A 22991-nucleotide genomic window follows, 5' to 3' on the forward strand; every position below is an offset into this window, starting at 1 on the left:
TTAACTATCGGTACCGCTGTTTATAAGGGCCTGGACCCCTTTTAACTTTCGGAACGGCAACCTGCTGGCTTGGCAAATCTGTTTCTCAACAGCTGATGCCTTTAACTTTGGCGTGGCGACCCGCAGGGCCGCCAGCCAGCCATCAGAACTTATAGTTAAAGTTCGCGCCGTACAGCCACGCTTTCCCTTCTGAATTGAAGGTATAAGGGCCTTCCTGGACGGTCACATGCTGACCATGCATATAAGAGACGCCAACGTCTACCGAAGCATCCTGGTTAAACGCATAAGAGGCACCCGCGCTTAGCCACAGACGATCCTGATCCGGGATCGAGATCGAACGTTTATCGGCGGGAACCGGGCTGTCATCGAAGGCGATACCGGTACGGAACGTCCAGTTATCGTCATAGAAGTAAGTGGTACCCAGCGCGATACGGTAGGCATCTTTAAAGCCTTCATCTTTATAGAACAGCGTCTGGCCATTGCTGCCGGTCGCTTTCAGCTCCTGGAACTGGCTCCAGCTGGTGTACGCCAGGCTGTAGTGCACGGCCCATTGTGGTGCAACTTTGTGCCAGCCGGACAGCTCCCACATCTCAGGCAGATTCAGCGTCAGGGCGCCCGGGATGGTTGCACCGCTGGTGCCGTAAGGCAGGCCAAGCGCAATCGCCTGTGGCGTGCCGTTAAAGGCGGCCGGGATGTTGCTCTTATAATCGCCATCGAAATCGATCTTCACTTCTGAGCGATAGGTAAAGCCGAAGCGGTTATCTTTATCCACCTCATACAGGATACCGGCGTTCCAGCCGTAGCCCCACTCGTCACCTTTAAGATGGGCCACCTGAGTGTCTGCCGGTAAGCCGGCACGGGCACCCGCTTCGCCCGCATAGCGCTCAATTTTTGCTTTCGCGTAGACTGCATCAAAGCCCACGCCGAAGCTGAAATGTTCGTTCAGGCGATATGCCGTACTCAGATTAAAGTTGCCGGTCATCAGATCGGTTTTACCGCCAAAACCCCCTGCGGTGTAGCCGTTATTAAATTCCGTCGCCAGTCCGTAATTGGATGTCGCTGATGCGCCGACCCACCATTGATCGTTGATCGGATGAACGTAATGGATGTTAGGAATCCACTGGTTTGGCGCAATATTTTTAGCGTTGAGGCTGTTGCCGGTAGGGCTCTGACCGCTGATATCCACTTCAGGATCGATATATACCGCACCGATAGAGAAAGAGGGGCGATCCATAAGCGCCATGGTTGCCGGGTTGCGGCTGGCAGAGGCGGCGGTATCACCCATTGCGCCTTCACCGGAGTAAGCACGACCTAAGCCAATCGAGGAAAATTCGTTAAGTTGAAAGCCTGCGGCGTAAACATGGGAAGAGACGAGCGCCACAGCAGCTGCCACAGCTGACTTTGCAAACAGGTTCTTATGGTTCATGACCACAACCTCATCTAAATTTATTATTAAACGTAGTTACGTCGCGTAACAAAGGACGGCGGATTGTAGGGACTGACGACAAAGACACATATCAGACCAGTGCGACGAGTATAGGTCCGACCTGTGTATTTGTTGCAATAATGTTTTTTAAATATTTCTGATTTGATCGATAAAATCAGATCTGCTTAACAAAATCCTTGCGCTTCGGTTGCAGCATACGGGGTCAAATTTGTTTTGGATCAAATTTTATTGTGATATTCGTCACTTAGCGGGCAAATGATAGAGGGAAGCGCGCTTCAGGCGTACACTTTGCAGCAGAAAATGATCCGATTGTGTTGAGTTATCGTCAGGAGAAAAGCATGAGTGATGCCATCAGAAACTGTAGCGCTACCGAAACGGCCGCCTGTTGCTGTGTCGATGTCGGCACCGTCATGGATAACAGCGATTGCACGGCGAGCTGGTCAGGGGTATTTGCCGATCGTCCGGCTGCGGAAGCGATGCTGCAGCAGCTGACGCAAAAAGCCCGTGACGTCGAGTCTGATCCCTGTGATATCCGCGCCGATATTACGCCAGAAGGCACAGAAGTGCGCCTTAATGTGACATTTACTTTTGCCTGCCAGGCGGAGACCCTGATTTTCCAGCTCGGCCTACGCTAAACCCGACGCTGCCGGAAGCCCTTTCGGCAGCGTTAATTCATTTTCGTGTTTCTCCTCGCACTTTTTCCCTTCCGCCATTGGCGGCCTGACGCCACCTGGTTAACACTGGATCAGGTCAGACCTGTTGAGCAATGATGCTCAGGTCATCAATTACAGGTGAATGCAATGAGCAAAGCGCAGCCGCTGCTGACGCGTCAGGGCGAACGTATCGCCATCACTCACGGACTTCGCACCCCGTTTGCCCGTCAGGCGAGCGATTTTCACGGCATTCCGGCGCTGGAGCTTGGGCGGATGCTGATTGCCGAATTGATGGCGCGCAGCGAGTTGCCGGCAGAGGTTATCGATCAGCTGGTGTTTGGCCAGGTGGTACAGATGCCGGAAGCGCCCAATATCGCACGTGAAATTGTTCTGAGCAGTGGCCTGAGCGTGCACACCGATGCTTACAGCGTCAGCCGCGCCTGTGCCACCAGTTTTCAGGCGGTGGCCAATGTTGCGGAGAGCATGATGGCCGGCACCATTGACTGCGGCATTGCAGGAGGGGCGGACTCCTCGTCTGTGCTGCCGATTGGCGTCAGTAAAACGCTGGCGCGCGCGCTGGTTGATCTCAATAAGGCGCGCAGCATGGGCAAAAAGTGGCAGATCCTGCGGCGCCTGCGCCCGCGCGACCTGCTGCCCGTGCCGCCTGCGGTGGCCGAGTACTCTACCGGTCTGCGCATGGGCGATACCGCAGAGCAGATGGCGAAGTCGCACGGCATCACGCGGGAGCAGCAGGATGCGCTGGCGCTGCGTTCACACCAGCGTGCCGCACAGGCGTGGCAGTCCGGCGTACTGGCGCAGGAGGTGATGCCCGCGTTTGTGCCGCCGTGGCGAGCGCCGGTTGAGCAGGATAACAACATTCGGTTCAACGCCAGCGCGGCGGACTACGCGAAGCTGCGCCCGGCCTTTGATCGCCGCCACGGCTCAGTGACCGCCGCCAATAGCACGCCGCTGACCGATGGTGCGGCGGCCGTGATTCTGATGCGCGAAGGTCGTGCGCGCGAGCTGGGGATCACGCCACTCGGCTATCTGCGCAGCTACGCCTTCACCGCCATTGATGTCTGGCAGGATATGCTGCTCGGACCCGCTTATGCATCGCCGCTGGCGCTGGACCGTGCCGGCATTACCCTCAACGATTTAACCCTGATTGACATGCATGAGGCTTTCGCCGCGCAGACGCTGGCCAACCTGAAGATGTTCCGCGATGAGCGCTTCGCGCGTGAGGTGCTGAATCGCCCGCATGCGCTGGGTGACGTTAATGAGGAGCGGTTTAATGTACTGGGCGGCTCGATTGCGTACGGGCATCCGTTTGCCGCTACCGGCGCACGGATGATCACGCAAACGCTGCATGAGCTGCGGCGGCGCGGCGGCGGATTAGGGCTGGTGACGGCATGTGCAGCCGGCGGATTGGGCAGTGCAATGGTTCTGGAGGCCGAATAATGAGCGAATCTGCATTCCATTTACAGATGCGCCTCGACCATGTGGGTGTGATCACCATTGATGTTCCGGGCGAGAAGATGAACACGCTAAAAGCCGAATTTGTACCGCAGATTAAAGCGGTGCTGGCAGAAGCGCGCAGCAATTCCCGCCTGGCCGGGCTGGTTCTGATCTCCGGCAAAAGCGATAACTTTGTGGCCGGCGCGGATATCAGCATGATTGACCGGTGCCAGACCGCTGCAGAAGCGGAGGCGCTGGCAAAACAGGGGCAGGAGGTCATGGCGGAGATCGCCGCGCTGCCGTTCCCGGTGGTGGCTGCGATTCACGGTGCCTGTCTGGGCGGCGGGCTGGAGCTGGCGCTGGCCTGTAGCGCGCGTATCTGCTCGCTGGATGATAAAACCCGCCTCGGCCTGCCGGAAGTGCAGCTTGGCCTGCTGCCAGGCTCGGGCGGCACCCAGCGATTGCCGCGTCTGATTGGCGTGCAGCAGGCGCTGCCGCTGATCCTCTCCGGCAAGCAGCTGCGCGCAAAGCAGGCATTAAAGCTCGGCATCGTGGATGATGCGGTGCCACAGTCAATTTTGCTGGAGACGGCGATTGCGCGTGTCCATAAAGGAGGGCGAACGACGCGTGAACTGTCGCGTCGCGATCGGCTGATGCAGGGTCCGGCTGGACGCCCGCTGCTGTTTGCGCTGGCACAACGCCAGACCGCGCGCAAAACCCAGGGCAACTATCCCGCCACCGATCGGATTCTGCAGGTGGTACGCACCGGGCTGGAGCAGGGCAGCAGTGCCGGGCATGCGGCCGAAGCCCGTGCGTTTGGTCAACTGGCGATGACGCCTGAATCGGCCGCGCTGCGCAGCCTGTTTTTTGCTTCCACCGCGCTAAAGAGAGAGGCCGTGGCGGAGGCCGAACCGCGTGACCTGCGTAAGATTGGCGTACTGGGCGGCGGGCTGATGGGCGGCGGTATCGCCAGCGTCACTGCGCTGAAGGCGGGTTTGCCGGTGCGCATCAAAGACATCCAGCTCAGCGGCGTCAATCATGCCCTGCAGTACAGCTGGGACCTGCTGAGTAAAAAGGTTCAGCGGCGCCAGCTGAAAGCCGCAGAGCGCCAGCAGCAGATGACGCGTATCAGCGGGGGGACGGATTATCACGGCTTCAGCCAGCGCGATCTGGTGATTGAGGCGGTATTTGAAGATCTGGCGCTGAAGCAGCAGATGGTGGCAGAGATTGAGCACCACTGTCAGCCACACACCATCTTCGCCTCCAACACCTCCTCACTGCCGATCGCGGATATCGCCGCAAAAGCGCAGCGACCAGAGAACGTGATTGGCCTGCACTACTTTAGTCCGGTGGATAAAATGCCGCTGGTGGAGGTCATTCCGCATGCCGGTACGTCAGCGCAAACGCTGGCAACCACGGTGCAGCTGGCGCGTCAGCAGGGCAAAACGGCTGTCGTGGTGGCCGATCGCCCGGGCTTCTACGTGAACCGTATCCTGGCGCCCTATCTCAATGAAGCGGTGCGCTGCCTGCTGGAGGGCGAACCGATTGAGCATATTGACCAGGCGCTGGTGAAGTTTGGTTTCCCGGTGGGGCCGTTGCAGTTACTGGATGAGGTAGGCATTGATGTGGGCAGCAAAATCAGCCCGATCCTGCAGCAGGCTTACGGATCACGTTTCAGCGCGCCGGAGGCGGTTAGCGCTATCCTGGCGGATGAGCGCAAAGGGCGCAAAAATCGTAAAGGCTTCTATCTTTATACGTCGTCGCGCTGGCCGGGCAAACGTAAAGCCGATAAGTCACTTTACACACTGCTGCAGCTTAAGCCGCAGGTGAAGCAGAGCGGGGAGCAGATCGCCACGCGCTGCGTCATGATGATGCTGAATGAGGCGGCGCGCTGTCTGGATGAAGCGGTGGTGCGCAGCGCGCGTGACGGCGATCTTGCTGCGGTGTTCGGTATCGGTTTCCCCCCTTTTCTCGGCGGGCCGTTCCGCTATATCGATCGGCGGGGCGCAGCAGACATTGTGACAACGTTGCGGGCGTTGGTGCAGCAGTATGGCGATCGTTTTACCCCGTGTGAGACGCTGCTGGCGATGGCGGAAGGCAAAACGAATTTTTACACTTCTGCACATTCATGAATAGCCGCACGGATTCAGCGGGTTAGAAAGGGGGGCGCGCAGCGTCTGGCGCGGCACCATTCTGAGATATGCCTATTTAATAAACAACCGGTTGACTATACTGAAGCCATTGCGGTAAAACACAGCGTTCATTCGCAGAATGAAGCGTCTGGTACTGTGTTACCTGACGATATCGACTAACAACAGCGGTGCTTTATGCAAGTTTTTATCATGCGTCATGGCGACGCGGCTCTGGAAGCAGCGAGTGATGCGGTTCGTCCTCTTACGCTCTGCGGTTGCGACGAATCACGCCAGATGGCGAGCTGGCTCAACAGCAAGACGCCAGAGATCGATAAGGTGCTGGTTAGCCCTTATCTGCGTGCCGGGCAAACGCTCGCAACGGTACGTGAAGCGCTTAAACTGCCTGAAGGGCAGGAGGTGCTACCGGAACTTACGCCAGGCGGCGACCCGGGCATGGTAGCCTGCCATTTACAGGCGCTGGCTATCCAGGGGGTACACGCGGTGCTGGTGATTTCGCATCTGCCGCTGGTGGGCTATCTGGTTTCTGAACTGTGCCCGCACGAAGCGCCGCCCATGTTTGCTACCTCTGCTATCGCGTCAGTGAATTTTGATGCCGATGCCTGTGAAGGTAAGCTGGAGTGGCAGGTCAGCCCGTCAAAACTGGCCAAAGCCATCTGATCATCTCCTTTGCCAGACTGAGGCCGCAGCAACCTGAGCTGCGCGCCTTTATCCCGGAACGGTATTCCCTGCGCTTCCGGCCTCTCTCTTCTGAACGCCATGTCCTGAACGATCAAGGGTAATCAGGGTAATTCCGGCGGCTGCCACTCTTCAACTTCAATCAGCACCAGCAGTGCGGCATCGCCGCCAAACAGCTTTGGCGCCTGATGAAAGGCCATCACATGCGGGTGCTGCGCCAGCCATAACGGCGTCTGCTGCTTGAGGATATGCTTGCCGTGTCCGGTCATGACGCTGGCGCAGAAGATGTGTTCGCGCCGGCACGCCGCAATCAGCGCGCCCAGCTCCTGTTTCGCCTGCTGCTGCGTTAACCCATGCAGATCGAGAAAAATCTCCGGCGTGTAGTCGCCACGGCGGAGTTTCTTCAGCTCATAGTGGCTCACGTCAGTACGCACGTATCGCGTCGGCCCTTCGCTGGAGAGCAGCGGCTGGAACTCGTCAGAGAAGTAATGACTGTTATCGGCCTGCTCGGAAAGCAGCCGTTTCAGCGGCACTTCGCGGGTTTTCACCACCGGTTTATGTACGATGGTGTCCTGTTTCAGTTTGCGCGTACCGGTCATTAACTGGCGGAACAGCGCCTGATCGTCCTGGCTTAGCGGCGTCTTTTTACTCATGGCTCAATAAATTGTCAGAAATGGCGGGATACCGGGAAGCTACCTTACCGTTAAGCGTCAACAAATGTCAGCTTTTTCACCTCGCTGCGCTGAATTCTGCCCGGCTTCGTGGCACACTATCGGCCGATTGATTTTATGGCCTGCGGAGGGCTACGTGGACAAGATTTTCGTCGATGAGGCAGTGAACGAGCTGCACACCATTCAGGATATGCTGCGCTGGGCAGTAAGCCGTTTCTCTGCGGCAGGCATCTGGTACGGCCACGGCACGGACAATCCCTGGGACGAAGCGGTCCAACTGGTTCTGCCTACGCTCTGGCTGCCGCTGGATATTCCGGAAGATATGCGCCATGCGCGCCTGACCGCCAGCGAGCGTCACCTGATCGTTGAACGCGTGATTCGCCGCGTCAATGAGCGCATCCCGGTGGCGTATCTCACCCATAAAGCCTGGTTCTGCGGCCACGAATTTTACGTTGATGAGCGCGTGCTGGTGCCGCGCTCACCGATTGGCGAACTGATTGAAAATCGCTTTGCCGGCCTGATTAGCCAGCAGCCAAACCATATCCTTGATATGTGCACCGGCAGCGGCTGCATTGCCATTGCCTGCGCTTACGCCTTCCCGGAAGCAGAAGTGGACGCCGTGGATATCTCCACTGACGCACTGGCCGTTGCCGAGCAAAACATTGAAGAGCACGGCCTGCTGCACCACGTCACGCCGATTCGCGCCGATCTGTTCCGCAATTTACCGCCGGTAAAATATGACCTGATCGTCACCAATCCACCCTATGTGGATGCTGAAGACATGGACGATCTGCCAAACGAGTACCGTCACGAGCCGGAGCTGGGTCTGGCGGCAGGCAGCGACGGCCTGAAGCTGGTGCGCCGCATTCTGGCCTGCGCGCCGGATTACCTCAGCGAGCAGGGCGTACTGATTTGCGAAGTGGGTAACAGCATGGTGCACATGATCGATCAATATCCGGACGTGCCGTTTACCTGGCTGGAGTTTGATAACGGCGGTGACGGCGTGTTTATGCTGACGCGCGAGCAGATTGTCGCGGCGCAGCACCACTTCTCCTTCTATAAAGACTAAAAATCGGGGCGAGCGCTCGCCCGCAACATCGCAACAAGGAACCACCATGGCCGGAAATAGCATCGGACAACTTTTTCGCGTAACCACCTTTGGCGAGTCGCACGGTATTGCGCTCGGCTGCATTGTTGATGGCGTGCCGCCCGGTATTCCCCTCACCGAAGCCGATATTCAACACGATCTCGATCGTCGTCGTCCCGGTACGTCGCGCTATACCACCCAGCGCCGCGAGCCGGATCAGGTGAAGATTTTGTCCGGCGTGTTTGAAGGCGTCACCACCGGCACCTCCATCGGCCTGCTGATTGAGAACACCGACCAGCGCTCGCAGGATTACGGTGCCATTAAAGATCTGTTTCGTCCCGGCCATGCTGATTACACCTACGAGCAGAAGTACGGCCTGCGTGACTATCGCGGCGGTGGTCGCTCATCAGCGCGTGAAACCGCGATGCGCGTGGCGGCCGGCGCGATCGCCAAGAAATACCTGCAGATGAAACACGGTGTCGTGGTGCGCGGCTATCTGGCGCAGATTGGCGATGTGGCCTGTGAGCTGAAGGACTGGAGCATAGTCGAGGAGAACCCCTTCTTCTGCCCGGATGCATCAAAACTGGATGCGCTGGACGAACTGATGCGCGGCCTGAAAAAAGAGGGCGACTCCATCGGCGCAAAAGTGACCGTCATGGCAGAGAACGTGCCGCCAGGCCTTGGTGAGCCGGTGTTTGATCGTCTGGATGCAGACCTTGCACATGCGCTGATGAGCATTAACGCGGTAAAAGGCGTGGAGATCGGCGACGGCTTTGCGGTCGTTAATCAGCGTGGCAGCCAGCACCGTGATGAGATCCGTGCCGACGGCTTCCGCAGCAACCATGCGGGCGGGATTCTGGGCGGCATCAGCAGCGGCCAGACCATCAGTGCCAATCTGGCCATGAAACCGACCTCCAGCATTACCGTGCCGGGGCAGACCATCACCCGTGCCGGTGAAGAGGTGGAGATGATCACCAAAGGGCGTCACGATCCCTGCGTGGGTATCCGTGCCGTGCCGATTGCCGAAGCGATGATGGCGATTGTCCTGATGGATCACCTGCTGCGTCAGCGTGGACAAAACGCCGACGTCAACAGCACCGTGCCGCGCTGGTGAGCCCGGTGATGCGCCGCCTGATCGTGACCCTTGCCGCGCTGTTATGCAGTGCGGCGGCCGTTGCCGCCACGCCGTGGCAGCAAATTCATCAGCCGATAGCCGGCAGCCCGCAATCCATTGGCGGCTTCGCCAATGGCTGTATTGTCGGCGCACAGCAGTTGCCGCTCAACTCGCCCAACTATCAGGTCATGCGCCAGGATCAGCGCCGTTATTACGGGCATCCCGATCTCATTGCCTTTATTCAGCGCCTCAGTATTCAGGTGCATCAGCTGCAGCTGGGGCAGGTGCTGATTGGTGACATGGGCATGGCGGCCGGAGGCCGTTTCAGCAGCGGGCACGCCAGCCACCAGACCGGCCTTGACGTTGATATCTGGCTTCAGCTGCCGCAAACCCGCTGGACGGCGCAGCAGCTACTGAAGCCGCAGCCTCTCGATTTAGTCGCACCGGATGATAAGCAGGTCATTGCGCGTCACTGGCAGCCGCAGATCGACAGCCTGATTAAGCTGGCGGCGAAAGATGATGATGTCACGCGTATCTTCGTCAATCCGGCGATTAAAAAGCAGCTGTGTGCCGATGCCGGCAGCGATCGCGCCTGGCTCAATAAAGTGCGCCCGTGGTTTGCGCATCGCGCGCACATGCACGTGCGGCTGCGTTGTCCGCCGGGCAGTCTGGAGTGTGAAGACCAGGCGGCACCGCCGCCTGGCGATGGCTGTGGGGCTGAACTGGAGAGCTGGTTCCTGCCGAAGAAGCCGGGTGCGACAGCACCGGTGAAAAAGGCGCCGCCGCCGTTGCCACCGTCCTGCCAGGCGCTGCTTGATAAGCATCTACTATAGGAAGCTGAGATGGATCTTTTTGTTGTCGGCCCGCTGGTCCTCGGCGTGCTGTTCCTGGTGGCGGTGCTGGCGGCATTTATCGACTCCATCGCCGGCGGCGGCGGTTTACTCACCGTCCCCTCGTTATTAGCGGCGGGACTCTCTCCCGCGCAGGCGCTGGCGACCAACAAGTTGCAATCGGTCGGCGGCTCCTTCTCCGCCAGTCTCTATTTCATCCGGCGCGGCGCGGTAAATCTGCGCGAGCAGAAGCTGAACATCGCCATGACGTTTCTCGGGGCGATTGGCGGCACGCTGCTGATTCAGCACATCCAGGCTGATATCCTGCGTCAGATCCTGCCGCTGCTGCTGATCAGTATCGGGCTATGGTTCCTGCTGATGCCGCGTCTCGGCGAGGCCGATCGCGAGCACCGGCTGCGCGGCCTGCCTTTTGCGCTCATCGGAGGAGGCTGCGTCGGCTTTTATGACGGCTTCTTCGGTCCCGGCGCCGGCTCTTTCTATGCGCTGGCATTCGTCACGCTATGCGGCTTCAATCTGGCAAAGGCAACCGCACACGCCAAAATCCTAAATTTCACCTCAAATCTTGCCAGCCTGCTGTTCTTTATGTTCGGCGGGAAAGTGGTGTGGGGCACCGGCGTCGTCATGCTGCTGGGGGCATTTATCGGTGCGCGTCTCGGCGCCAGACTGGTGCTGAGCCGGGGTCAGAAGCTGATTCGTCCGATGGTAGTCACCGTCTCTGCCGTGATGAGCGCTAAACTTTTGTGGGACAGCCACGGCAGCGTCATCCTTGCATGGTTTGCCGCACTGTAACGCGGTGCTCGTCAAAAGCTGCGGCCGGTGCGACAATAGCGCCGGTTTTTTTTAAAGATTAAAATATGATGAGTACAGAACACCACTATCAGCAGCTGGTGGACATTTTTGATGGCTGCTTTGCTGACGATTTTCAGACCCGTCTAATTAAAGGCGATGATGAACCTATCTATCTTCCAGCGGATGACACGTCGCCGTGGCACCGCGTGGTGTTTGCTCATGGTTTCTATGCCAGCGCGCTGCACGAGATTTCGCACTGGTGTATAGCCGGTGAGGCACGCCGCAAGCTGGTGGATTTTGGTTACTGGTACTGCCCGGACGGGCGTGATGCACAAACACAAAGCCAGTTTGAATCAGTCGAGATCAAACCTCAGGCGCTGGAGTGGCTGTTCTGCGTCGCCGCAGGCTTCCCCTTTAACGTCAGCTGTGACAATCTCGAGGGCGATTGTGAGCCCGATCGCATCGCGTTTCAGCGCAAGGTACATGCGCAGGTGATGTGTTATCTGGAGCAGGGCATCCCGGCGCGTCCGGCACGGTTTATTGCGGCTTTAGCAGACTATTACGGCACGCCAGCGTTAACGGCGGCCCAGTTTCCCTGGCCGGAAGAGATGTAATTCGCCTGCGCATAATGAAAGGATAAAGAGAGATGATCGTAGAATTCGAGTCCCGCATTCTGGCCCTGATTGACGATATGGTCGAGCACGCCAGCGACGACGAGCTGTTTGCCAGCGGTTATCTGCGCGGCCACCTGACGCTGGCGGTAGCGGAAATTGAGCTGAGCGGTGAACATACGCCGGAAGCGCTGCAGATCCAGGTCGCCAACAGCCTGCAAAACGCGATTGCAGCGGGTGAGCTCTCACCGCGCGATCAGGCGCTGGTGGTAGGAATGTGGGATAACCTGTTCCAGCAGGCGCGTCAGACCGCCTGACATCACGGGGCGCTGCGCCCCGTCTCTTAACGTCCCGCCTTTTTGCCCTTCAGCAGTTTGCGTACCCAGTAACGATTAGGGTGCATCGCCGCTAATGTGGCGGCATCCAGCGGCTGCGGTTCGCCACTCATCTGCGCTGCCAGCACCTCGGCGGCCAGGGGCGCGCTGCACAGCCCGCGTGAACCCAATGCACCGAGTACAAACAAGCCCCGATGCACCGGCGCAGCGGCAGGCGTTTCGCCGCGCGCGCGCTGTTGCGCCAGGTCCGCGTATTGCGCCAGCGTCGCCTCGTAGTCCGGCACGCTGCCGCTCATGGGCAGGTGATCGCGTGTGGCACAGCGCACACCGATGCGTGCCTCGTTCTCGCTCACATCCACCTGCTGCGGCCACTCCGCCTGCGGCAGGCAGTCGATCAGCCGCTGGCGGTTCTCCTGCTGATCGTCACTGCGGAAAGCGGTGGCGGTCTCGCCACGATGATAGCTGGCGCCGATACAGTGGGTGGCAAAATCCGGGCTGACCGGCGTCAGGTAGCCGTCATAACAGAGCACGGTCCGGAGCTGGCCGAGCGTCGGGCCGGTCGGCACATGGCTGACCTGGCCTGCCACCGCGTACACCGGCAAGTCGCGACTCTGTTCCACATCCAGCAGCGCATGGCCGTTTGCCAGCACCACCTGCGCGTGCTCTGCGCACGGTTGCCCGGCAAAGTGCAGCGTCCAGCTCGCCTCCTGCCTGACCAGCTGCGTCACGCGGTGCAGCCAGTGTATGCGCAACCCCAGCGTTTGCGCATACTCCAGCACATTACTGGTGAGCTGCGAAGGCGAAAGCCAGCCGCCCTGCGGATAGAAGATGCCACCCACGCCCAGCGGCACGCCTGCCAGCTGCTCAGCCTGCTGCGGATCCACACCCCGGGCAAGGGTGTGCGGTAGCGCCATCGTCAGCATTTGCGCAATTTTTTCGGCGCTTTTCGTATCCCAGCCCAGCTGCAGCACGCCGCTCCACTGGTGCTCAAACAGCACCGGCAGGCGATCGTAAAGGCGCCGGGCAAAGCTGAACGCCGCCGGGAAGAAGGTGGAGAGCGCCGGGTCGTGCTGATTGAGCAACGGATAGAGCGCGCCCTGCCGATTGCCGGAAGCGCCCAGCGCCGGCGCATCATCGGCGCAATAGAGCGTGACGCTCCAGCCGCGCCGCAGCAGCGCCAGCGCCAGCATCGCGCTCGCCACGCCGCCGCCAATCAGTGCCACCTGCTGACTGCTGGCCTGAGGACGTGCATACCACGGCTGCGTATGCGGCGCCGCTACCGGCTGCGCCAGCACCCCGGTAAGCATTTCACGCTTATGGCCAAAGCCTTTGCGTTTCGCCACCGTGAAGCCGGCCTCCTGCAGGCCGCGACGCACAAATCCAGCCGAGGTAAAGGTGGCGAAGGTGCCGCCGGGACGCGCCAGGCGTGCCATGGCTGCGAACAGCGCCGGCGTCCACATCTCCGGGTTTTTTGCCGGGGCAAACCCATCCAGAAACCAGGCATCTACCTGCGCGTGCAGGCTGTCATCAAAGGTATGAATAAGTGCGTTAATATCGCCAAGCCACAGATCAAGCGTGACTTTACCGTCGTTAAACAGCACGCGCTGACACCCTGGCAGCGCCTCCGGCCACTGCTGCTGTAGCTGGGCTGCCCAGGGTGCCAGCTCAGGCCAGTGCGCATGGGCGGCCACCAGATCGGCCCGGGTCAAAGGAAATTTCTCACAGCTGATAAAGTGCAGGCGCTGCAGCAGGGCAGTGGGATGATCGGCACAGAAGCGATCAAACGCCTGCCACAGCGTCAGGAAGTTGAGGCCGGTACCAAAACCGCTCTCGGCAACAATAAACAGATCGCGAGTATGTTCGTTGAAACGGGCCGGAATCTGGTTACCGTGGAGGAACACATAGCGCGTCTCCTCCAGACCGTTGTCGTTGGAGAAATAGACGTCGTCGAAGGCTCGGGAAACAGGTGTACCCTGATCGTTCCAGTCTAATTGTGCGTGTTCAACCGGGGATAACTTCACGGGAAAGGCTCATTTTTCAGGCAGTGGCGCGATTTTAGCGAGTGCCGTCACATGACGCAAATTTACAAAGGGAAATGGCTGATCGGACTTGTTCGGCTTACAACTGTACGCTAGAGTGCACGTCAATCCAAAAGATGTGGAATGAGGACTATTGAATGAAACGTGCAGTGATTACTGGCCTGGGTATCGTTTCCAGCATTGGTAATAACCAGCAAGAAGTGCTGGCTTCTCTGCGTGAAGGCCGTTCCGGCATTACTTTCTCTGAAGAGATGAAAGAAGCGGGTATGCGCAGTCATGTATGGGGCAACGTCAAACTGGATACCAACGGGCTCATCGATCGCAAAATCGTGCGTTTCATGAGTGATGCCTCTATCTATGCTTATCTGTCGATGGCCGAAGCGATCAAAGATTCTGGCCTGACGGACGAGCAGTATCAGAGCAACCCGCGCGTTGGCCTGATTGCCGGTTCCGGCGGTGGCTCTCCACGTTATCAGGTGTTTGGTGCAGACGCCATGCGCGGTCCTCGCGGCCTGAAAGGCGTGGGCCCTTACGTTGTGACCAAAGCGATGGCGTCCGGCGTATCTGCCTGCCTGGCCACGCCGTTCAAAATCCACGGCGTAAACTACTCCATCAGCTCCGCCTGTGCGACCTCAGCACACTGCATCGGTAACGCGGTTGAGCAGATTCAGCTGGGCAAACAGGATGTGGTATTTGCCGGCGGCGGCGAAGAGCTGAGCTGGGAGATGGCCTGCGAGTTTGATGCCATGGGCGCGCTCTCTACCAAATATAACGAGTCACCGGAAAAAGCTTCACGTACCTATGATGCCAACCGTGATGGTTTCGTTATCGCTGGCGGCGGCGGTATGGTGGTGGTGGAAGAGCTGGAGCATGCGCTGGCGCGTGGTGCACACATCTACGCTGAAATCGTCGGCTACGGCGCGACCTCGGACGGTGCTGACATGGTTGCGCCATCCGGTGAAGGTGCCGTGCGCTGCATGAAGATGGCGATGCAGGGCGTGGATACCCCTATCGACTACCTGAACACTCACGGTACCTCAACGCCAGTAGGCGATGTGAAAGAGCTGGGTGCGATTCGCGAAGTGTTCGGTGATAACACGCCGTACATCTCTGCGACCAAAGCCATGACCGGCCACTCACTGGGTGCGGCGGGCGTGCAGGAAGCGATCTACTCGCTGCTGATGCTGGAGCACAGCTTCATCGCGCCAAGCATCAACGTGGAAGAGCTGGATGAAGCCGGTAAAGGCATGAACATCGTGACGCAGCCGACTGAAAAAGCGCTGACTACCGTGATGTCCAACAGCTTCGGTTTCGGTGGCACCAACGCCACGCTGACGATGCGTAAATACCAGGCATAACGTCTTGCTATCAGGTAGTACAGGGGCCGGTTAATCCGGCCCCTGTTGTTTTGACATTCTCCCCATAGCCCGCCTACACTCTCTTCCCATCGCCCGACGAAACAAATACACCATTTCCACCTTATGTGAACTAATTAACCCGTTACGGCGCTGACGCCGGCAACGTGCACTGGCTGTCTATCTGCCGGGCAAAACCACGGAACAAGGAGAGACCTCAGCTATGGCCGCCACTTCCTCTGACGCGTCACCAACGCTACCGTTAGCCTGTGCCGCCTTCGCGGTTTTTCTGACTTACCTCACTGCCGGCCTGGCGCTACCGGTGATCCCGCTGTACGTGCATCAGGAACTTGGCATGAACAATGTGATGGTGGGTGCGGCGGTGGGCATCCAGTTCTTTGCCACGTTGTTAACGCGCAGCTTTGCCGGACGCCGCGCCGATCGGCACGGGGCTAAACTCACCACCCGGCACGGCATGATGGCTATTGCGCTGGTGGGCGTGGCGTATCTGGCTGCCGCGCTGCTGCCGGTGCCGCCGGTAGCGAAGTTCGCCTTGCTGGCGCTGGGCCGGCTACTGCTGGGTTTTGGCGAGAGCCTGCTGCTGACCGGCAATCTTACCTGGGGCATGGGGTTAGTCGGGCCGAAGCGATCCGGGCTGGTGATGTCGTGGAACGGCATGGCGATCTATGGATCGCTGGCGGCTGGCGCGCCGCTGGGTTTGCTGCTGCATCAGCAGGGCGGTTTCGCGCTGCTGAGCGCAGTCGCCGTGCTTCTGCCGCTGCTGGCGCTGGCGCTCAATGGCTGGATCACCGCCACGCCCGTCTCCGGCGGCGAACGTCCGCCTTTATTGAGCGTGGTGAAAACCATTTTTCAGCCGGGAGTAGCGCTGGCGCTGCAGGGCGTCGGCTTTGCGGTGATCGGTACCTTTACGTCGCTCTATTTCACGGCGGAGAAGTGGGGCAACGCCGGTTTTGCCCTGAGCGCCTTCGGCATAGCCTTTGTGATGGTGCGGCTGCTCTTCGGCGGTCTGCCGGATCGGCATGGCGGTATTACCGTGGCGCTGGTCTCACTGCTGGTGGAGGCGGCAGGGCTGCTGCTGCTGGCCTTTGCCCCCTCTGGCGGTACAGCGTTGGTGGGCGCAGCCCTGACCGGCTGCGGCTGTTCCCTGATCTTCCGGCGCTGGGGGTAGAGGTGATTAAGCGCGTCTCACCGCAGGTGCGCGGCACCGCGCTGGGCGGCTTCTCGGCGTTTCAGGATATCGCGTACGGTGCCAGCGGGCCGCTCACCGGCTTGCTGGCGACCGCGCTGGGTTATGGCTCAGTGTATATCGCGGCGGCCTGCTGCGCCGCGTTCGGCATTATCGTTACCTGGACGTTTGCGCGCAGCGCGACAGCAGCCTGAACTACACCAGCAGCCAGAGTAAAAAGAAGAACAGCGCCAGGCCGAGCACCAGCGTCAGGGCCGGTCGCTGTGCCAGCGGACGGGGCAGGATGTCGATAAACGGCGACCAGATGGGCTGCGGGCGCAGCGCGCTGTCGGCCAGCGGCGTTTCGTGATTACGCTCGACGCGCCGGCTAAACAGCAGATTCAGCAGATCCTGGCTCTGTGCCGGCGTAAGCGTGGTATGTGGCGTCGCCTGGAAGCGCTGCTGGCTGTAATCCTCCAGCAGGCGCTGCTCATCGTGCGTCAGCGGCTGCTTCAGCGAGCTCTCCAGCAACTGTAACGTTGGCGCGCTGTGCTGGCTCAGCGTCTGGCGCACCTGTAAATATTGCGTCAGCAGCGGGAAGTGGCGCGAAGGAACGGGATCGCCGCTCTTGAGATTCACCAGCTTCAGCGCATCGGCCAGCACTTTCACCGGTGATTCACCGGTCGCGGCGGCGAGGCGCGTCACCTGCTGATTCAGCGTCTGCTGTTCGGCGGGTAGCAGGGTGCGATCGGTGGTGCGCGTCTGCTGCGGCTGCGGAATCGCCATCTGACCGTTCTGCAGCATGGTCAGTACCTGACGCAGCTGATCCTGCGAAAGCGCACTCAGCACCGTCTGATTGAACTGCTGGCGGATAAAATCGCTCACGGCCTGCCGGTTATTACCCTGTGGCAGTTTCTCCAGCAGCTGCTGTAACAGCTGGCGCGTGGCGTGGCTGTTCTGCACCTGAGTCAGGCGACTGCTGAGATGCTGTTCCGCCGCCGGGAAGTGACGCGACTGCAGCTCAGCATCATTTTTCACCCCCGCTTCATGGCGCACGCCTGCCCACAGTTCGGGGGCTTTCAGCGTGCTGAGTGACATAATGCGCACAATGAGGCGCTCCAGCGTGGTGCGCTGGGCAGGGGAGAGCGGCTGCTCGCCCGCCGGGCCACCAGGCGCGTGGAGTCAGAAGCGTGGGTAAGAGGTGAACGATCGCCCGCAGGCACACCGGGACCGCTAAGAGGTTGCATGGCGGAATCCTTGAAAACGAGTCAGATCCGGGTGCGCCGGAAAAAAGATGGCATATGATAGCAAAAGCCCCCGGGAAATCCACGGGGGCGATGAGGAGAAACGCAATAAGAGGGGATCTACTCTGCGGCGGCCAGTTTCATGCGCTTGCGGCGCCAGCGTTTCCACAGCGGCGGCACCAGCAGTACGGCTATCGCCAGCACCAGCAGCACTTTACAGATCAGGCTCTCCCACAAAATCGGCAGATTACCGTTACTGATCGACAGCGCGCGGCGCAGGTTCTGCTCCAGCATTTCGCCCAGCACAAAACCAAGGATCAGCGGTGACATCGGAAAATCCATCTTACGCAGGATATAACCAAAAATCCCCAGCCCGACCATCAGCAGCAGGTCGAAGGTGGTGCTGTGTACCGCGTAAACGCCCACCGCAGAGATCGCGGCAATGGCCGGTACCAGGAACCACAGCGGAATGGTCAGCATACGCGCGAAGATATTGATCATCGGAATGTTCATGATCAGCAGCATCACGTTGCCTATCAGCAGCGCCGCGATCAGGCCCCAGACAATATCCGGCTGTTCGGTAAACATCGCCGGGCCAGGCGTGATGTTGTAGAGCGTCAGCGCGCCGACCATCACGGCAGTGGTGCCGGAGCCGGGAATGCCGAGCGTCAGCATCGGGATAAACGATCCGCAGGCCGAGGCGTTGTTCGCCGCTTCGGGCGCCGCAACGCCGCGAATATCGCCTTTACCAAACTGATCGCTGCCGCTGATCTTCTTCTCGCTCATGTAAGCGATGGCGCTGGCAATGGTGGCGCCCGCACCGGGCAGTACGCCCACAAAGAAGCCAATAAACGATGCACGCAGGGTGGCGCCGGTCGCCTGCGCCGCCTCTTTCATGTTGAACATCATGCGACCGCTGGCGCGTACCATTTTCTGCCCGCTGCTGGTGGACTCCAGCATCAGCAGAATTTCGCTCACCGAGAACAGGCCAATCACCACCACCACGAACTGAATGCCGTCCGACAGATGCACGCTATCAAAGGTAAAGCGGTAGACGCCGGTATTGGCATCCACGCCTACCGTGGCCATGCCTAAGCCAATCAGCGCGGCGAGGAAGGATTTCAGCGGGTTGTGGCTCATCATGCTGCCAAGACAGGCGATCGCAAACACCATCAGCGCAAAGTATTCGGCCGGACCAAACGCCAGCGACCAGTTGGCAAGAATGGGCGCAAACAGAATGATGCCAATAATCGCGATCGTCGAGCCAATAAATGAGCTGACGGCGGAGATGGAGAGCGCCACGCCGGCTTTGCCCTGCTGCGCCATCGGATAGCCATCCAGCGCGGTCATGATCGCCCCGGCATCGCCCGGTACGTTAAGCAGAATGGACGAAATACGCCCGCCATATTCACAGCCGATATAGACGGTAGCCAGCAGAATCAGTGCTGATTCCGCCGGCAGGTGCAGTGCAAAGGCCAGCGGCATCAGAATCGCTACGCCGTTGATCGGGCCGAGCCCCGGCAGCAGGCCGACAATGGTGCCAATAAAGCAGCCAATCAGGGCAATCATCAGGTTTTCCGGCGTCATGGCGACGGCAAAACCCTGCATCAGAAAAGACCAGGTATCCATGAGTGACTCCTGTTAGCTCAACCAGCTGCCGACCGGCAACGTAACGTCCAGCAAGCGATCGAACGCGTAAAACAGCGAAATGCCCATCACGGCGCCAGAGAGCGCCGCTGCCCACCAGCGCGCGCCAAACAGCAGGCCAATACCGAAGGTGAGCAGCGTGGTGCAGATGGCAAAGCCCAGCCTCTCAAACAGCCAGCCGTATACCAGCAGCATGAGGCACATGGTCAGCAATTTTTTCAGCGTGGCGGCAACAGGCCACTGGATGGTGTCGGGCTTGCGCAGCAGCATCATGACGGCGCAGATCGCCATCAGGCCGAGCAGCAGCATCGGGAAGGGGCGCGGGCCCACCGGCTCGTAGCTGTATTCGCTCTGAATCTGCCAGGCGATAAATAACCCGGCGATACACAGCACCAGCCAGATACCGGCAAAAATACGATCGCTCATCGGTGCCTCCGCTACTTCGCCAGTCCGAATGATTTCGCCTGCTCACGGTAGTCGGCGACCTGTTTTTTCACATAGGCATCCAGCTCGCTACCGAACATATTGAATTCAAACAGGCCGCGCAGGTTACGCTGCTGCTCAAACTCTTTAGTGGCCACCAGCTTTTTAAAGGCCTCTTCCCACCACTGATAATCAGCGTCGCTGACTTTAGGGCCGAGATAGTAGCCACGGATAATGGGCCAGTTAACGTTAAAACCCTGCTCTTTGGCGGTCGGGATAGCGGCCAGCTCACCCGGCAGACGCTTGTCGCTCATTACCGCCAGCACGCGCATCTTACCGCTCTGCAGATGCGGCACCATCTCACTCATGTCGCCGGAGACCACCTGAATGTGATTGCCCAGCAGTGCCGTCACCGGCTCACCGCCGCCTTCAAACGCCACATAGCGCATCTTGCGCGGGTCAATGCCGGCTTCACGCGCCAGCAGCGCGGTTTTCATCCAGTCCTGGCTGCCAATCGACGCGCCAGCACCGACCACCACTTTGGTGGGATCTTTCTTCATAGCCTCCATCAGTTCGCCAAGGGTTTTCCACGGCGCATCAGCACGTACCGCGACCATGCCGTAGTCGGTGCCGATAGCGGCCAGCCAGCGCACATCATCTACCGAGTAGCGACCAAACTTGCCCTGCGACAGATTAAGCAGCGACCCGCCGGAGAAGGCCACCAGCGTGCCTGCTTCGGCGGGGCGCTGCGCAATGATGGCGTTATAGGCCACGGCACCCACGCCACCCGGCATATAGGTGACGCGCATCGGTGAGGTGATCTGTCCGGTCTCCTGCAGTGAAACCTGGATCAGTTTACAGGTGAGATCGAACCCGCCGCCGGGTTTCGCCGGCGCAATGCATTCTGTGCGTTCTGGCGCAGCGGCGTGCGCGGCGGAGACCGATAAGGCCAGCAGGGTTGTGGCCAGGGCGGTGCGCATGGTTTTTTTCATCTGTCGCTCCATTGATTCTTCCAGAGTGTGATTGCCACCGAACATTCGGCGTTGCTGAATTGTTAAAACAGCAACCTTTCATTTACCTTTCAGCCAACGGCAAAACTAACAGGATGTGATATGCGTCTCTTACTGGTGGAAGATACGGTCGAGCTGGCGAACTGGCTGCAGAAAGCGCTCACGCAGAAAGGGTTTGCAGTGGACTGGGTAGCGGACGGCGTGGCGGCGGACCATGTCCTGCAGAGCGAGGACTACGCGCTGGTGGTGCTGGATCGCTCTCTGCCTCGTCTGGATGGCCTGGCGGTTCTGGCGCGCATGCGTAAACGCGGTCAGCGCGTACCGGTGCTGCTGCTGACTGCGCAGAGTGCGCTGGAGCAGCGCGTGCAGGGGCTGAATGCAGGGGCCGATGACTATCTCACCAAACCGTTTGAGCTGGATGAGCTGGAAGCGCGGCTGCGTGCGCTGCTGCGCCGCAGTCACGGACAGGCGACGCAATCGCAGATGATTGGTCAGCTGGAGCGCGACGGTGAGGGCTATTTCCTGCTCAACCATAAGCCGCTGCAGCTGACACCGCGTGAGGCCAGCGTGCTGTCAACGCTGATGCAGCGTCCCGGCAGGCCGGTATCGCGTCAGCATCTGTATGAGCAGACGTTCACGCTGGCGGATGAAGCCAGCCCCGAAAGTATCGAACTCTACGTGCACCGGGTACGGAAAAAACTGGCGGGGAGCGATGTAGCGATAGTCACGCTACGCGGGCTGGGATACAGCCTGGAGTGCCAGCCGTGCGGCTGATTCGATCGCTGCGCGGTGAGCTGCTGGCGTGGCTGGGCGTCCCCCTTTTGCTGCTGTGGGGCTTATCGGTTTACACCCACTATCAGAGCGCGCTGCAGGCGGCAAATCAGGCTTACGATCGGTCGCTTCTGGCGTCCGCGCGTACCGTGGCGGAGCGGCTGGTGGTACGCCAGCAGCATCTGGAGGTCGACGTGCCCTGGGTGGTGCTGGACAGCTTTGAACGTAACATGAACGATCAGCTCTTCTACCAGGTGATCTCGCCTGAGGGCAAAACGCTCTCCGGCTACCCGGATCTGCCGCTGCTGCCGCGCAATGCACCGCTTTCGGACGTCTATCCGGCACTGGTGCACTTCTACGATGCCCGCTATCGCAAACAGCCGATTCGCGTAGCGGCGCTATGGCAGCCGGTGAGTGAAGCCGGCGTGGAGGGCATGGCGCTGGTGCTGGTGGCGGAAACGCTGAATTCACGTCACGCCTTTGCGGATAGCCTGCTGCGTACCGCGCTGATCAGCCAGAGTTTCCTGGTGCTGATGACGCTGCTGCTGGCAGGCTTACTGCTGCGCAAAGTGCTGCGTCCGCTGCGCCGTCTGTCGCGCATGATGTTTACGCCGCGCGCCGGGTGAGCTGACGCCGCTGCCCTCGCTGCTGCCGTGGTCCGAGCTGCAGCCGCTGATTACTGCCTTCAATCGCCACCTTGAGCGCCTGCGTGGCCTGCTGGCACGGCAGGAGCGTTTCAGCGCGGATGTCTCGCACCAGCTGCGTACGCCGCTCACGATCCTGAAAACGCAGGTGAGCGTGGCGCTCAACAGTGACGATCCGCAGCAGTGGCGCGAAAGTTTACAGGGCATGCGCCACACGCTGGATGACACGGTACTGCTGACCGATCGGCTGCTGCAGCTGGCGCAAATCAAAGCGCGACACGGCGAAGATAAACCCTTCACCTGCGTCAATCTGAGCGCCATCGTGCAGCAGGCCTGTTTTAGCGGCTATCCGGCAGCGCGACACAAACTGATCGATCTGGGCTTCGAAGGTGAAGAGGCCGCCTGCGTGCAGGGCGATGCGCTGCTGCTGGCGGAGCTGTGCGCCAATCTGCTGGATAACGCCATCAAATATACTCCGGCGCACGGCACCATCACGGCACGCGTACAGGGCAACGTCCTGGAGATTGAGGACAGTGGGCCGGGCATCGCCACCGCGGAGCACCGGCGGGCGCTGCAGCCGTTTGCGCGGCTCGATCATACGCAGCAGCCGGGCGCCGGCATTGGGCTGGCGCTTGTCAAAGATATCAGTGCCTGGCACGGCGCGCAGCTGGCACTCGATCGCAGTCCGCAGCTCGGCGGGCTGCGCGTTACGCTTCGCTTCTGAGCCTTCCGCATCCTTTACCACAACCTTAAACATGCCCGAATTTTAAGACAGGTCTCTACCGGTATTCAGAATATTCCCTTTTACACTGGCAGCCTCTAAATAAATTC

The 22991-nt window shown here is 59.6% G+C and carries 18 protein-coding genes and 3 pseudogenes; 14 read left to right on the forward strand and 7 right to left on the reverse strand.

Annotated elements, in window-relative coordinates:
- Positions 1–142: 142 nt before the first annotated feature.
- Positions 143–1426 (reverse strand): long-chain fatty acid transporter FadL, encoded by a 1284-nt coding sequence (fadL, locus tag HA48_RS16725; protein WP_128602332.1) that lies wholly within the window; start codon positions 1424–1426, stop codon positions 143–145.
- A 359-nt stretch (positions 1427–1785) separates the two neighbouring features.
- On the opposite strand from fadL, the gene HA48_RS16730 reads away from it, so the two are divergent.
- The 4 genes from HA48_RS16730 (at position 1786) to sixA (ending at position 6365) form a co-directional block, all read left to right on the forward strand.
- Positions 1786–2082, forward strand: coding sequence for a YfcZ/YiiS family protein (locus HA48_RS16730; protein ID WP_128602333.1), 297 nt, complete (start codon positions 1786–1788; stop codon positions 2080–2082).
- A gap of 165 nt (positions 2083–2247) precedes the next feature.
- Positions 2248–3558 (forward strand): acetyl-CoA C-acyltransferase FadI, encoded by a 1311-nt coding sequence (fadI, locus tag HA48_RS16735; RefSeq protein WP_128602334.1) that lies wholly within the window; start codon positions 2248–2250, stop codon positions 3556–3558.
- Positions 3558–5687: a fatty acid oxidation complex subunit alpha FadJ gene (fadJ, locus tag HA48_RS16740; protein ID WP_128602335.1), complete on the forward strand. Its 2130-nt coding sequence runs from the start codon at positions 3558–3560 to the stop codon at positions 5685–5687. The genes fadI and fadJ overlap by 1 nt, the downstream gene beginning before the upstream one ends.
- 195 nt (positions 5688–5882) lie before the next feature.
- On the forward strand, positions 5883–6365 hold the full coding sequence (sixA, locus tag HA48_RS16745) for a phosphohistidine phosphatase SixA (RefSeq protein ID WP_128602336.1): 483 nt from the start codon (positions 5883–5885) through the stop codon (positions 6363–6365).
- A gap of 122 nt (positions 6366–6487) precedes the next feature.
- On the opposite strand, the gene smrB is transcribed toward sixA, so the two are convergent.
- Entirely contained in the window at positions 6488–7036 is a 549-nt protein-coding gene (gene smrB, locus HA48_RS16750; protein WP_128602337.1) for an endonuclease SmrB, read from the reverse strand.
- A 154-nt stretch (positions 7037–7190) separates the two neighbouring features.
- On the opposite strand from smrB, the gene prmB reads away from it, so the two are divergent.
- The 6 genes from prmB to HA48_RS16780 all read left to right on the forward strand — a co-directional run bounded on the left by prmB (position 7191) and on the right by HA48_RS16780 (position 11823).
- Positions 7191–8123, forward strand: a complete 933-nt coding sequence (gene prmB, locus HA48_RS16755; RefSeq protein WP_128602338.1) for a 50S ribosomal protein L3 N(5)-glutamine methyltransferase — start codon at positions 7191–7193, stop codon at positions 8121–8123.
- Positions 8124–8169: 46 nt separating this feature from the next.
- Positions 8170–9255: a chorismate synthase gene (gene aroC, locus HA48_RS16760; RefSeq protein WP_128602339.1), complete on the forward strand. Its 1086-nt coding sequence runs from the start codon at positions 8170–8172 to the stop codon at positions 9253–9255.
- An 8-nt stretch (positions 9256–9263) separates the two neighbouring features.
- Positions 9264–10088 (forward strand): penicillin-insensitive murein endopeptidase, encoded by an 825-nt coding sequence (gene mepA / locus HA48_RS16765; RefSeq protein WP_128602340.1) that lies wholly within the window; start codon positions 9264–9266, stop codon positions 10086–10088.
- Positions 10089–10097: 9 nt separating this feature from the next.
- Positions 10098–10895, forward strand: coding sequence for a sulfite exporter TauE/SafE family protein (locus HA48_RS16770; RefSeq protein WP_128602341.1), 798 nt, complete (start codon positions 10098–10100; stop codon positions 10893–10895).
- 68 nt (positions 10896–10963) lie between these two features.
- Positions 10964–11509 (forward strand): elongation factor P hydroxylase, encoded by a 546-nt coding sequence (locus HA48_RS16775; RefSeq protein ID WP_128602357.1) that lies wholly within the window; start codon positions 10964–10966, stop codon positions 11507–11509.
- Positions 11510–11541: 32 nt separating this feature from the next.
- Positions 11542–11823, forward strand: coding sequence for a YfcL family protein (locus HA48_RS16780; RefSeq protein ID WP_128602342.1), 282 nt, complete (start codon positions 11542–11544; stop codon positions 11821–11823).
- 26 nt (positions 11824–11849) lie between these two features.
- Here the strand turns inward: HA48_RS16780 and mnmC are convergent, their stop codons facing one another.
- Positions 11850–13862: a bifunctional tRNA (5-methylaminomethyl-2-thiouridine)(34)-methyltransferase MnmC2/FAD-dependent 5-carboxymethylaminomethyl-2-thiouridine(34) oxidoreductase MnmC1 gene (mnmC, locus tag HA48_RS16785; RefSeq protein WP_128602343.1), complete on the reverse strand. Its 2013-nt coding sequence runs from the start codon at positions 13860–13862 to the stop codon at positions 11850–11852.
- 155 nt (positions 13863–14017) lie between these two features.
- On the opposite strand from mnmC, the gene fabB reads away from it, so the two are divergent.
- Complete coding sequence (gene fabB / locus HA48_RS16790) at positions 14018–15238, forward strand: beta-ketoacyl-ACP synthase I (RefSeq protein ID WP_128602344.1); 1221 nt, start codon at positions 14018–14020, stop codon at positions 15236–15238.
- Positions 15239–15458: 220 nt separating this feature from the next.
- A pseudogene (locus tag HA48_RS16795) lies at positions 15459–16636 on the forward strand (arabinose transporter).
- A gap of 1 nt (position 16637) precedes the next feature.
- On the opposite strand, the pseudogene flk reads toward HA48_RS16795, so the two are convergent.
- The 4 genes and pseudogenes from flk to HA48_RS16815 form a co-directional block, all read right to left on the reverse strand.
- Positions 16638–17668: pseudogene (gene flk, locus HA48_RS16800) on the reverse strand (flagella biosynthesis regulator Flk).
- A 117-nt stretch (positions 17669–17785) separates the two neighbouring features.
- Positions 17786–19294 carry a tripartite tricarboxylate transporter permease gene (locus HA48_RS16805; protein ID WP_128602345.1) on the reverse strand — a complete coding sequence of 503 codons (1509 nt, stop codon included), beginning with the start codon at positions 19292–19294 and terminating at the stop codon, positions 17786–17788.
- 12 nt (positions 19295–19306) lie between these two features.
- Positions 19307–19738 carry a tripartite tricarboxylate transporter TctB family protein gene (locus tag HA48_RS16810; RefSeq protein ID WP_128602346.1) on the reverse strand — a complete coding sequence of 144 codons (432 nt, stop codon included), beginning with the start codon at positions 19736–19738 and terminating at the stop codon, positions 19307–19309.
- Between the two features lie 11 nt (positions 19739–19749).
- Positions 19750–20715, reverse strand: a complete 966-nt coding sequence (locus tag HA48_RS16815) for a Bug family tripartite tricarboxylate transporter substrate binding protein (protein WP_425270672.1) — start codon at positions 20713–20715, stop codon at positions 19750–19752.
- Positions 20716–20847: 132 nt separating this feature from the next.
- On the opposite strand from HA48_RS16815, the gene tctD reads away from it, so the two are divergent.
- Both tctD and HA48_RS16825 read left to right on the forward strand, forming a co-directional pair.
- Positions 20848–21519, forward strand: coding sequence for a transcriptional regulator TctD (gene tctD, locus HA48_RS16820; RefSeq protein ID WP_128602348.1), 672 nt, complete (start codon positions 20848–20850; stop codon positions 21517–21519).
- A pseudogene (locus tag HA48_RS16825) lies at positions 21510–22884 on the forward strand (sensor histidine kinase). Before tctD ends, HA48_RS16825 begins: the two are co-directional and overlap by 10 nt.
- Positions 22885–22991 lie beyond the last annotated feature (107 nt).

It is taken from the genome of Pantoea wallisii, assembly GCF_002095485.1.
GTDB lineage: Bacteria > Pseudomonadota > Gammaproteobacteria > Enterobacterales > Enterobacteriaceae > Pantoea > Pantoea wallisii.

Excerpts from the sequence above, each read along its gene's own strand:
- HA48_RS16770 (WP_128602341.1), top strand. The coding sequence starts at position 10,098 with ATGGATCTTTTTGTTGTCGGCCCGCTGGTCCTCGGCGTGCTGTTCCTG.
- smrB (WP_128602337.1), bottom strand. The coding sequence starts at position 7,036 with ATGAGTAAAAAGACGCCGCTAAGCCAGGACGATCAGGCGCTGTTCCGC.
- fadJ (WP_128602335.1), top strand. The coding sequence starts at position 3,558 with ATGAGCGAATCTGCATTCCATTTACAGATGCGCCTCGACCATGTGGGT.
- tctD (WP_128602348.1), top strand. The coding sequence starts at position 20,848 with ATGCGTCTCTTACTGGTGGAAGATACGGTCGAGCTGGCGAACTGGCTG.
- HA48_RS16780 (WP_128602342.1), top strand. The coding sequence starts at position 11,542 with ATGATCGTAGAATTCGAGTCCCGCATTCTGGCCCTGATTGACGATATG.
- HA48_RS16775 (WP_128602357.1), top strand. The coding sequence starts at position 10,964 with ATGAGTACAGAACACCACTATCAGCAGCTGGTGGACATTTTTGATGGC.
- fabB (WP_128602344.1), top strand. The coding sequence starts at position 14,018 with ATGAAACGTGCAGTGATTACTGGCCTGGGTATCGTTTCCAGCATTGGT.
- mepA (WP_128602340.1), top strand. The coding sequence starts at position 9,264 with ATGCGCCGCCTGATCGTGACCCTTGCCGCGCTGTTATGCAGTGCGGCG.
- sixA (WP_128602336.1), top strand. The coding sequence starts at position 5,883 with ATGCAAGTTTTTATCATGCGTCATGGCGACGCGGCTCTGGAAGCAGCG.
- fadL (WP_128602332.1), bottom strand. The coding sequence starts at position 1,426 with ATGAACCATAAGAACCTGTTTGCAAAGTCAGCTGTGGCAGCTGCTGTG.
- HA48_RS16805 (WP_128602345.1), bottom strand. The coding sequence starts at position 19,294 with ATGGATACCTGGTCTTTTCTGATGCAGGGTTTTGCCGTCGCCATGACG.
- aroC (WP_128602339.1), top strand. The coding sequence starts at position 8,170 with ATGGCCGGAAATAGCATCGGACAACTTTTTCGCGTAACCACCTTTGGC.
- HA48_RS16730 (WP_128602333.1), top strand. The coding sequence starts at position 1,786 with ATGAGTGATGCCATCAGAAACTGTAGCGCTACCGAAACGGCCGCCTGT.
- HA48_RS16815 (WP_425270672.1), bottom strand. The coding sequence starts at position 20,715 with ATGCGCACCGCCCTGGCCACAACCCTGCTGGCCTTATCGGTCTCCGCC.
- fadI (WP_128602334.1), top strand. The coding sequence starts at position 2,248 with ATGAGCAAAGCGCAGCCGCTGCTGACGCGTCAGGGCGAACGTATCGCC.
- HA48_RS16810 (WP_128602346.1), bottom strand. The coding sequence starts at position 19,738 with ATGAGCGATCGTATTTTTGCCGGTATCTGGCTGGTGCTGTGTATCGCC.